At 39.5% G+C, this 11,333-nt stretch carries 7 protein-coding genes and 1 pseudogene; 6 read left to right on the top strand and 2 right to left on the bottom strand.

Going from position 1 to position 11,333, the window contains the following annotated elements:
* The first annotated feature begins 11 nt into the window (after positions 1-11).
* Together J4856_RS04710 and J4856_RS04705 are read left to right on the top strand one after the other, a co-directional pair.
* Positions 12-2,201, top strand: a complete 2,190-nt coding sequence (locus J4856_RS04710) for a peptidase domain-containing ABC transporter (protein ID WP_211817812.1) — start codon at positions 12-14, stop codon at positions 2,199-2,201.
* A 17-nt stretch (positions 2,202-2,218) separates the two neighbouring features.
* Positions 2,219-2,698, top strand: coding sequence for an HlyD family efflux transporter periplasmic adaptor subunit (locus J4856_RS04705; protein ID WP_065367941.1), 480 nt, complete (start codon positions 2,219-2,221; stop codon positions 2,696-2,698).
* A gap of 314 nt (positions 2,699-3,012) precedes the next feature.
* On the opposite strand, the gene J4856_RS04700 is transcribed toward J4856_RS04705, so the two are convergent.
* Positions 3,013-3,195 (bottom strand): hypothetical protein, encoded by a 183-nt coding sequence (locus J4856_RS04700; RefSeq protein ID WP_044080974.1) that lies wholly within the window; start codon positions 3,193-3,195, stop codon positions 3,013-3,015.
* Positions 3,196-3,882: 687 nt separating this feature from the next.
* Between J4856_RS04700 and J4856_RS04695 the strand changes: the two genes are divergently transcribed.
* On the top strand, positions 3,883-6,204 hold the full coding sequence (locus J4856_RS04695) for an outer membrane beta-barrel protein (RefSeq protein ID WP_044080973.1): 2,322 nt from the start codon (positions 3,883-3,885) through the stop codon (positions 6,202-6,204).
* Between the two features lie 6 nt (positions 6,205-6,210).
* Here the strand turns inward: J4856_RS04695 and J4856_RS13155 are convergent.
* A pseudogene (locus tag J4856_RS13155) lies at positions 6,211-6,390 on the bottom strand (transposase); the annotation flags it as partial.
* Positions 6,391-6,526: 136 nt separating this feature from the next.
* On the opposite strand from J4856_RS13155, the gene J4856_RS04690 reads away from it, so the two are divergent.
* The 3 genes from J4856_RS04690 (at position 6,527) to J4856_RS04680 (ending at position 10,960) form a co-directional block, all read left to right on the top strand.
* Positions 6,527-7,384 carry a GLPGLI family protein gene (locus tag J4856_RS04690; protein ID WP_025837017.1) on the top strand — a complete coding sequence of 286 codons (858 nt, stop codon included), beginning with the start codon at positions 6,527-6,529 and terminating at the stop codon, positions 7,382-7,384.
* 114 nt (positions 7,385-7,498) lie between these two features.
* Positions 7,499-8,314: a GLPGLI family protein gene (locus J4856_RS04685; protein ID WP_159102083.1), complete on the top strand. Its 816-nt coding sequence runs from the start codon at positions 7,499-7,501 to the stop codon at positions 8,312-8,314.
* Between the two features lie 33 nt (positions 8,315-8,347).
* Positions 8,348-10,960: a TonB-dependent receptor gene (locus J4856_RS04680; RefSeq protein WP_072904653.1), complete on the top strand. Its 2,613-nt coding sequence runs from the start codon at positions 8,348-8,350 to the stop codon at positions 10,958-10,960.
* The last annotated feature ends 373 nt before the right edge of the window (positions 10,961-11,333 follow it).

Below are 11,333 nucleotides of genomic sequence, written 5' to 3'. Positions count from 1 at the left end.
ATGAATAGTTAATGCAGTTTTCAGATTATCGACAAAAAGATTCTATGCTCTGCGGCATTACCTGTTTACAAATGATTTGTAAATACTATGGAGCATATTTGAAGTTAAACTATCTCCAAGAACTTTGCCAAGAAGGTAGAGAGGGTATTTCGTTGGCTGCACTTAAACAAGGAACAGAGAGTTTAGGCTTTGAATGTTTATGTGGATTTGCTAATACTAAAGAATTATCGTCATCACTTCCTTGCATCCTCCACTGGAATCAAAACCATTTTGTGGTTCTGTATAAGGTTAAGAAAGGCAAGACTTTCTACATTGCTGACCCAGGCAAAGGACTTGTAAAATATAACCTTGAAGAATTTAAGAAGCACTGGATTAGTACTCAGTCGGGCGGTGAAGAGAAAGGCATCGCCATGTTCTTGGAACCCACACCAGCTTTTTATGAAAAGCAGACAGATGAACAGCCAACAGAGGAACGCTCATTTAAGTTCCTATTTGGCTATATCAAACAATACCGAAAATATTTCGGACAGATTGTCTTGGGGCTACTCGTGGGTAGCCTGCTGCAACTCATTCTGCCTTTCCTCACTCAATCCATCGTGGATGTGGGTATCAAAAACCAGAATATCGGCTTTATCTGGCTGATACTCTTGGGACAGTTGATGCTCACCGTGAGCCGTACTGCCATCGACTTTATCCGCCGTTGGCTCTTACTACATATCTCTTTGCGTATCAACATTTCTTTAGTAAGCGACTTCTTCATTAAGCTCTTAAAGCTGCCGATGTCGTTCTTCGACACCAAACTGATGGGCGACCTTATGCAGCGTATGGGCGACCATAGCCGTGTAAATACGTTCCTGACACAGCAAACGCTCAGCATCGTGTTTTCGCTCTTCACCTTTGTAGTGTTCAGTATCGTGCTGCTTTCCTATAACTGGCTCGTCTTTGCCATCTTTATGCTCGGCAGTCTGCTTTATGGCGGTTGGCTTGCACTCTTCCTCAGGCGCAGAAAAGTACTTGATTACGAACTCTTCGAGCAGCAAGCCATCAACAATAACAAGACTTACGAGTTTATCACCTCCATGCAGGAAATAAAGCTCCAAGATTGCGAGCAGCGTCGTCGCTGGGAATGGGAGGACGTACAGGCAGACCTCTTCGGTGTGCAGATGAAATCGCTGAAACTCCAGCAGACACAGGAGGCAGGTAGCATCTTCATCAACGAGCTAAAGAACATCGTCATCACGGTGGTGGCAGCAACAGCCGTCATTCACGGACAACTCACGCTGGGTATGATGCTTGCCGTGCAGTACATTATTGGTCAGCTCAATTCTCCTGTTGAACAGTTGATGAGTTTCTTCTACTCCGTACAAGATGTAAAGATAAGTCTTGAACGTATCAATGAAATCCATCGTATGGACGATGAGAACGGAAAGCAAGGATTGGAAACAGCAATGAAAGAAGAGGATAAGGGCATAGACCTTGAAAACGTAAACTTCAAATACGACCCTCACGCACTGAAAACAATCATAGATGATGTTAGTCTCACTATCCCCAAAGGTAAGGTAACAGCCATTGTGGGCGCATCGGGCAGCGGTAAAACAACACTCATTAAACTGATGTTGGGCTATTATCCCGTATTGGGTGGACAAATCAATATTGGTGGAACAGATGTAAATACGCTCAATAAAAAATGGTGGCGCAGACAGTGTGGTGTGGTAATGCAGGATGGTGTAATCTTCTCTGAGTCGATAGCTCGCAACATTGCCGTAGATGATAGCGAGATTGACAAAGATAGATTGCAAAGGGCAGCCGAGATTGCTTGTATTCACGACTATGTAATGGGGCTACCTTTAAAATACAATACCAAGATAGGACGCGATGGCGTTGGCTTAAGCCAAGGACAGAAACAGCGCATCCTAATAGCAAGAGCCGTATATAAGAACCCTGACTATATCTTCCTTGACGAAGCCACCAACTCGCTCGACGCCAACAATGAGCGCATGATTGTAGAGCATCTGGATGAGTTCTACAAAGGCAAGACGGTGGTTATCGTGGCGCACCGATTAAGTACGGTGAAAAATGCTGACCAGATAGTGGTATTGGATAAAGGCAAGGTGGTAGAAATTGGCAACCACGAAGCACTCACAGCAAAGCGGGGTGCATACTATAACCTTGTAAAGAATCAGTTAGAATTAGGCAACTAACAGCAGAAAGGAAGATTATGGCAGACAACAAGATAGAACTTCGCAGCGAGAAAGTAAGACATATCATTGGCGAGATACCGTCAAGGATTGTCCGTTATGGTATCACGATTATCACCATTGTGATATTGGGACTGCTGATTGGTGCATACTTTATACCTTATCCCGAAACCATCAGTGCAAAGGTGCAGATGACAAATGCCTATCAAGGCACAATAGCCATTCCTTATAAGTATGTGAATACGATGGCAAGCGGAATGACAGCAAACATCGAATTTGATGGTTACGATGCAGAGACATACGGAACAGCCAATGGTAAGATAATAGCCACATCGCATACACCCCGACAAACAGCAGCTGGCAGTGTGTTCACGGCACAGGTCAAGGTAACAGATTGCAAGTATAAACTCGTCAGCGGAATGGCAGGCACGGCAACTATACTTGTTAGCAATGAAAGCGTACTTCAAAGAATTGTCAAGCAAATAACAAATAGCATATAATTTCCTTTTTAATCGTAATAATGCGGTGAAAGAAAAAGGAAAACAATATAAATCATCAGTTATCCGTCTTTTCTATTAAGAATATCGGTGCAACATGATTTGTTATAGAGCCTTAGATTTTTTTCTCATTTTCTTGCATGTTTAATTTATATTGCATATATTTGCTACTGAACGTATAAAGCAAGTGATTATGAACTAAAGTTTCCCACCCCTCTATTTTATGGCTGTTTTAGCCAAATTGCTTTGTGAGTGCCCATGAAGGTGAGCCGTTAACACTTGCTTAAAAAAAAGTTTACGGTTGTGAACTTTTCTTGTTATCTGTCTTCCAATGCTTTGACCATAATCTCAAAGTTGTTCCGCATTTCTGAGTCGGTGACTATTAACTGCCCTATCTCACTAACAGAGAAGCCAAGAACGCCACAAAGCGCAGTAGGCAAGTTCTCTATGCACTTCAGTACACGATACCATAGCGTAAGTGCCGTTACATCTTCTTCCATGTGGGCAAACAATTCCCCATGGTCTCATAGTCTGAGTAGATGGCTAAGACCAAAGTATGAGAAAAATGAGAAATATCGCTGCTTATAATTTTTTTAACACTCAAAAGCTTGGAAGTTTCGTTTAAATTGTCTAGATTCGCATCCATATTAAAGTTACTCTTAAATTTAAAGATAATCAATACTGTATAACACTACAAAGTTACCAACAATTATTGAAAAACAGTTGTTTCAAGCTAACTTCTTGAGGGTGTGAAACTTTAGCAAATATATTTGCAACAGAAATAATCAAATTGACAAGATTATAAAGCAGACCAAACTGTAATAAAAAGGAGAAGAAGTCGAAAATCTATAAAAGTAGATAAAATAAATTACTAACATTAGATATGCGTCTTAAACCTATAATCATAGAAAGATGTCATAATATAGAAGCTTTAAAGGAAATTCATCCAAGCCTTTACGAGCTACTTATTAAGTGTGGTTTTATAGTGTTATCTGCGCATGATGAAATGAAAAGTTGGGTAGATGAGATTAATTCCAAATTGCAGTCAGACGATTATGTAAGAATAACCATAAACCCAACCTTGGATTGTAATCTAAGATGCTGGTATTGTTATGAAAGCCATTTAAAGGGTAGTTTAATGTCTAAGGATACATTATGAATTTCAAAATTGCAAATACCTGATATCGATGAGAAAAGTTGTATTTTTGTTTTTAGTAATAATGCTATCCTTCAATGGTGTTATGTATGCACAGGAAGTAGAGGGATATGTTTTAGATAATCAAGGAAAGCCTGTAGAGTCTGCATCGGTAGCCATCTTAGCTTCTACTGATTCTACGCTGGTAGGCGGTTGTATAACGCTGGCAGATGGACAATTCAAGGTTAAGGTTCCTGACGAAAACAAAATCGTGATTGTGAGAGTATCTCACATGTCGTATGAAGATGCTTTCCAAACCAAGCAGGTAGATAATACCCCCATGAAGATTATGCTATCTCCAAAAGCGGTTAATTTGGATGGCATTACTATATCGGCTTCAAGGTTTGTACAAAACACGATAGGGTACTCTGTAAACTTAACTGACTCTCCTATCTTGAAAGGAAAGAAAACAGCTGATGCTTTGATATTCCTCCCAGGAATAACTAAAAAAAACGGAGTTATCAACATTAATGGACTTCCTGTTAGCGAAATATATGTAAATGGATTTAAAATAACCTCGCAAGAAGAACTTAATAAGTTTCCAGCCAATATGATAGGCTCTGTGAAGGTTGATTACCTTGCAGGAAGTAACACCAATGCCTCTACTGGTGGAGGAGTTATCAATATCTCATTAAGGAAAATAGCCGATAGGAACTATTACGGTAGTTTGTCTGCGGAGGGAACCGCACACAAGGGGAACGGTATAGAAGAAGAAAGTTTAGGAGGAACGATATACTATAGATACAAGGATCTGCATATTTATGATAATTTATCTCTGCCTTGGTATCAGTATAAAGAGACTGGTAAACAATTTCTTTATAATAAATTGTCGGGCATTGAGAAGCAGAGTTGTGAAAGAGACTATAATAGAGGCTATAGTTTCTCTAATCGACTGAGCCTTACTCAACAACTTAACAAACAATCGTCTTTGAGTTTTAGTTACTATATCTCAGCCAACCACAACCATTCACACTTAAATACTTATGATGACGATAATAACATAAATATAAGAACTTACAAACGAGTAGTTGAACAAGAAGTAACAACAAAGTATTTAACTCCTCTCGGTAAGAGTAAAATTTTGGTAGATTTGACGATTGATTACTATAACAGGCACGCAAATACAGCTACAAATTATCTGGGGAATAGCTCAGAAAGCGTGGGAGCAGCTGACAAGCAAAATAATAATCTTTGGAAAACTTCATTAGATTTCACTCAACCCATAGGTAGAAATCTACTGACTTATGGGGGCGCTGTTCAGTATGTGAATCAGCATTTTACACCAATAATAGTAAACAACCTTGCTAACGAATTTTTCATAAGCAACAGTAGAACGGAGGTCAAGGGCTTTACCCCTTACGTCTATATCCAGTTGGCAGGAGCATTCAAGAAATTAAAATATGCTTTTGGTATAAATTGGCAAATAAATCATATTTCATATAGCGATAACGAATCCTCTGCAATTTCCAAGAACATACAAAGAGGATTAAGTCCCTCGATTAGTTTAATGGCTCCATTAAATAAAAACGGAAGCAGTATCTTTCGTCTTGCTTTTAAGCATATATTGGAGAACATTCCATATTCAGCAATATCATCAACGATTAGATGGTCGAATGCCTCGAATTATTCAGTGGGAAACCCATCTTTGAAAGCTCCAACGAATGATATGTTGATGGCTTCTTTCTCTTTCTTTAAGAATTTACTTGGAGTAACAGGTGTCTATATGCACTCTAATAATAATATCTATTGGCAAACCGAAAATAGTTCGGAGAATAAAAATTACCTTTACACTCGCCCTGTTAATCTTGATGGGATAAATGCGTATGGGATGAGCGTGGAGCTAAATCTACACCCTTTGAAATGTTGGATGATGAAAGCCACGGGTAAATTAGAATTGCATGTAGAGGATATAACTTTAGATGGTATAAAATATGACAAAAATAGACTCCGACAATATTATACCCTTTATAATAGTTTCAACCTCCCATCAGGATGGGGCGGTATGTTGAACATAATGTTAGAACCAACATTTAGGAACTTAGACCGTGTTTATTATACCGTCTATAATGTTACGGGAAATATCTATAAAGAACTTTTCAAAGATAAATTAGAATTAGGGTTGTCGTTTGGACTTGCAGGAAAAGGGCGCAGATACTCCAGACAGACTGATTTATTTAAGACTACCTATGATAATACCACCGCATTTCCATATATAGGACTCTCCGTAAAATGGACTTTCGAGAAAGGTAAGCATTCTACAATTAAGAAAATTACAGGTAATCAAGAATACAAAGAGATAAAAGATATTCGATAAAATGGCAACATCCAGTAAGCCGATGCCCATGATTTCAAGTCCGTGCTTCACAGCCCCTGCACATCCCGACCAAAACCGTCCGATATGAGGAGTTTTTGCTAACTTTGCACCAGATTCTTTCATTGATGTACGGATTGCATCCTTGAGGATCTCCTCATATTGGCTAAGTGGCTCTGAAAATATCATACTTTTAAAGTCTTGAATCAACTATAAAGGTACTGAAAATCAAGTACTTAGCCAACTTTATTTAGTTATGTTTTGTTGATTAACTTGCTCATTTTCAAACGATTACGTAATTATTAACAGAGTATTGTAATATAGTATGAATAGCAAAATAAAAAAAATAGAACTTTGTATTTTTCTGTGTTTTGCAACTTTTAGTTATGCGCAGAAAGTGATAGATCAGGCGTATATAAAATGTTCATATCATTATACAGAGTTGCAAGATACTGTGAGTCGAAATGTACTAGACGATTATCCCATACTACTGATAGGTGAAAGAGTTTCTAAATTTTATAGCCCCAAGACCTATTCAAATGACTCTTTGCTCATGACTCCTGATGGTAATCGGAAATCTCGTGGAGAACTATCAGAAGCAATCAAAATTTATCAAGCAACCGGAAATGATAATCTTATTACGGCTCATGTTCATGGCACTATAAAATATTATCTTTATAAGGGGTATCCACAAAACGAAACTTTGACACTTATTGATAGAATCGTGGATAACTTTTATCAGTATGAAGAAACAGGCTATAATCAATTATGGGAGATGAAAGATAGTACGAAAACGATACTCGGCTACGAATGCCAAAAAGCAGAATGTGAATTCAGAGGTAGACATTGGACTGCATGGTTTGCATCTGAAGTTCCTGTTAGCAACGGACCATGGAAGTTTGGTGGACTGCCAGGATTGATAATGGAGGTGTACGACCGCGGAAGACAATACGTTTTTACAATCAATGGACTTCAGAAAACCACCGAGTCTATAACTTTCACTATGGACAAGCAGTTGTTTAGAAACCTCGAAAAAGTTGAACGCAAGAAGATGAATAAAATGTTGATGAACTTTCGTAGAAACGAGAATAGTATCAATACTGCAATGACAGGAATAGACTTTGATAGTGGCAATACTTCCAAGCAACTCAATTATGATTTTATAGAAAGAGACTATTGGTAAATAAAAACAAGCCTATGAGAGTGATATTAACGTTGTTATCTGTATGTATGTGCTGCAAAATATCAGCACAGAATTATGTGTCCAGCCTCTAATATTTTGAAAATAGTTTATGCGATGAAAAAAATCCTAATATTAATACTATTATTGTACGTTGGAAATTCTACTTTTGCGCAAGAACTGCAAAACAGAACGGAATTCGAATGCCAATACAAATATAGCTATCAGAATGATACAGTAAAAGGGACAACAAAAGACGACAGATTAGTATTGTTGATTGGCTCGAAAGTTTCAAAGTGCTGTAGCTTCTATAGCCTTCAGATAGATAGTTTAATGTCTAAGCCTAATTGGTATGAAATCTATAGAAAGCAATTAAATAAAGCATTTGCAAGTAATATAGACCCACCTCATAGACGTATGAAGGCATACGTCTACAAGAATTATCCCGAAGGCAAAATGACCGTTACAGATGGACTATCGCTACAGGATTATATTTATGTTGATTCTCTGAATAATATCAACTGGACGATGGTAGACTCCACAAAAACAATTTTGAATTACACAGTTCAGATGGCAACATGCGATTATAGAGGACACCACTGGACAGCATGGTTTGCTCCTGACGTGCCTGTCAGCGATGGTCCATGGAAATTACATGGCTTGCCAGGACTAATTATGGAGGCATACGATACCAATGCTTATCATCATTTCACGATTGTGGGAATACGAAAGGTTAGTGATATGCCAATTGTCATGAGTAAGACTTATGTTGGTACCAATAAATTTGAAAAAGTAAAACGGAAAGATTTTCTCAAGATGCAAAGACAGTATCTCGAAAATATGAGCGGAATAATCAAAATGGAAACAGGAATTGATATTGATCCAAATTCTTCGCGGAAGCAATTAGGTTTTCAGCCCTTGGAAACAGAATAGAGCCGTTAAGAATATAAAACACAACATAGAATTATGAGAACACATCAGCGATACATTACATTGACCTTATTGTGTATATTGGCATTGCAACTCCATGCACAAATAACGCTGACCGGAGTTGTACGCCTACAACGGACAGGACAGCCTCTGTCAGGTGTGATGGTCAATCTGAAACAAGAAGGTAGTAAACGTATCCTGAAGTTCACACGAACTCAGGCTGATGGCAGTTACAAGTTGCAGACTACTACACCACTTGCAGGCAACGAACTGCAATTCTCCTTGATGGGCTACGCCACAGAAACACTCTCACTTTCGGAAGGGCAGACACAATACGACATGATGATGACAGAAAAGTCTACCGAACTGAGAGAAGTCATAGTGAAAGCTCCAAGCATTCACCAACGTGGCGACACACTCGCCTACAACGTGGCAAGTTTTGCCGATATAAACGACAAGTCGTTGGCAGACGTATTGAAGAAAATGCCAGGTATAGAGGTGTCGGAAAGTGGAGAGATAAAACACAATGGCAAGCCTCTAAATAAATTCTATATCGAGGGACGCGATATGTTGGGTGGTCGCTACAATTTGGCTACTACCAATATTCATCAGGCAGACGTTGCATCAGTGGAAGTGCTACAAAACCATCAGCCCATCAAAGCCCTTGAAGATATGTCGTTTTCAGAGAGTCCAGCCATCAATATCCGACTGAAAGAGGCAGCAAAGAGCAGGCTTGTTGGAACAATCAAGACGGGTGGCGGTTTCAGTCCTAATGTGTGGGAGAGCGAGGCAACACTGATGCGCTTTGCCAAGAAAACACAACTACTCAATACATTGAAGAGCAATAACATCGGAACAGATGTTACAAGGGACAACATGGTGTTGATAGATGATATAGGCAGTAGTTTTCTGAGTCGCAACTATACTTTGAAGAACCATATAAATGTAATCCCCGACCGATTGATGGATATCAGTGAGAATAGAGTACGCAAGAACCAGACCCACACCATTTCGATGAACAATCTTTGGGGCGTTGGAAAAAACACCGACCTATCCACACAGTTACTTTACTCGCACGACCGATTAGTATCGGCTTCATGCTCGCAAACCTCTTATTTCCTCAATGACAGCACAATTTTGACCAACGAAAACCAAAAGGCAAAAACCCGACAGAACAAACTCTCAGCAAGCATTGCACTGAACACGAATACGAGCAGATTGTATTTTACCAACACCCTCTCAACCGATTTACAATGGAACGACACCAACATAGATATGGAAGGAACTTATCCCAATCGTCAGACAGCTCGACAGCCATCGTATAAGGTTCACGACAAGTTTGAACTGCTCAGACGTACAGGTAAACAAGCGTTCACATTCAATTCCTACAATGCTTATATGTCTAATCCACACACATTATTGGTGCAGCGACCTAATGGAACGCAACAACAGAATGTGCGCTCTCAGGCTTTCTTTAGCAATAGTAGCACCTCGTTGGGCTATTATCTAAAACCCTTTATGGTATCAATGAATTTAGGGCTGGTTATTCTGAGCCGAAGTATGAGAAGTATAGCAGATGGCATCCCCGACTCATTAGGTTTGGTACACAATCATGTCGGTATGACCTACCTTTGTGCCTACGTTTCTCCTGAAGCCGAATTTAAAAGTGGCGGATGGCAAGTTAGATTGGCATTGCCCGTAAATTATACTCCCTATTTCTTTAAAGACAAACTTGTTCAGGCTTCCAACAACTACCATAAGGTAATCGTTTCGCCCAGTGTTTATCTGCAATACCAATTCTCTTCCAAGTTCAAGATGTCGCTTTCGGGAAGTATATCTCAAAATGAGATTAGAGAACAGAACTTTTACAATGGGCTGATACTTAGTGATTTTCGAAATCTGAACACAGGTTTTGTGAATTATGACAGCGAGCACGGTAAATCTCTGTCTTTGTCTTTTGATTACAAACGCCCCTTGAATACGCTTTTTGCCAATGCTTATATCACTCGTTCGTGGAACGAAAGCACACTGACCGCCTCTCGTCGATTTATAGATGCCTATATTCTGAACTCGTTTTTTGCTCGGAAAACCCACTCAAATACTTGGATGACAGGTGCAAGAGTGAGCAAGGGACTCAACCTTCTTCGAGGAATGATAAGTGCTTCTACGGATTATATGAGTTTCAATGGTGCATTAGTCCAGAACAACAATCTCTCTCATTATCAATCAAACTTATGGAGTGTTACAACCAAAGTCAATCTTCATCCTCTTAAATGGCTTGGCATGAACTATGAGATAACATACAGCAACGAATCTATGACGCTTAAAGATATTGATATACATTCCTCGTCCAACCATCTTTCACAGCGTTTTTCTTGCAATCTAAACATCACAAAGGCTTGGCTGCTGAAACTATCAGGCGAGCATTACAGCAATCAGTTGTCCGACAACACGCATAAACAACTCTTGCTTGCCGATTTCTCCACCTCCTATACCTTTGCACATGGTGTGGAACTGAGCCTTAACGTGCGTAACTTATTCAATCAAAAAACCTATGCCTACACTAGTTATACCGATCTGATGCAGATACGTCAGGAATATGAACTACGCCCAAGAAACATTTGGGCATCTGTGTTTTTCCATTTCTAAACTTAGTTAGCAGACCCTAACTAAAGTTTCCCACCCCTTTATTTTATGGTTGTTTTAGCCAAATTGCTTTGTGAGTGCCCATGAAGGTGAAGCCGTTAACACTTGCTTAAAAAAGGCTCTACAACGAATCGTATGGGTTGTGTGTTGATATTCCACCGGTTTGGTGCGGGTGCTTAGCACATGTGGTGCGGATGCTTAGCACGTTTGGTGCGGATGGTATGCACCACATGTGCGAAGGGTTAACACCATTGCCCTAAACCTCTGTGTCCCCGTGTGACAAAACATATAATTCAGAATGATGATTATCACCACGGAAAAGTAAAGAAGGAAAAACGTAAATGCTTAAACCCTAAACTCCCAAGTCTCATGTTGC

The organism is Prevotella scopos JCM 17725 (assembly GCF_018127785.1).
GTDB classification, from domain to species: domain Bacteria; phylum Bacteroidota; class Bacteroidia; order Bacteroidales; family Bacteroidaceae; genus Prevotella; species Prevotella scopos.
This window is presented reverse-complemented; position numbering and strand designations above follow the sequence as displayed.

Excerpts from the sequence above, each read along its gene's own strand:
- J4856_RS04710 (WP_211817812.1), top strand. The coding sequence starts at position 12 with ATGCAGTTTTCAGATTATCGACAAAAAGATTCTATGCTCTGCGGCATT.
- J4856_RS04705 (WP_065367941.1), top strand. The coding sequence starts at position 2,219 with ATGGCAGACAACAAGATAGAACTTCGCAGCGAGAAAGTAAGACATATC.
- J4856_RS04700 (WP_044080974.1), bottom strand. The coding sequence starts at position 3,195 with ATGGAAGAAGATGTAACGGCACTTACGCTATGGTATCGTGTACTGAAG.
- J4856_RS04695 (WP_044080973.1), top strand. The coding sequence starts at position 3,883 with ATGAGAAAAGTTGTATTTTTGTTTTTAGTAATAATGCTATCCTTCAAT.
- J4856_RS04690 (WP_025837017.1), top strand. The coding sequence starts at position 6,527 with ATGAATAGCAAAATAAAAAAAATAGAACTTTGTATTTTTCTGTGTTTT.
- J4856_RS04685 (WP_159102083.1), top strand. The coding sequence starts at position 7,499 with ATGAAAAAAATCCTAATATTAATACTATTATTGTACGTTGGAAATTCT.
- J4856_RS04680 (WP_072904653.1), top strand. The coding sequence starts at position 8,348 with ATGAGAACACATCAGCGATACATTACATTGACCTTATTGTGTATATTG.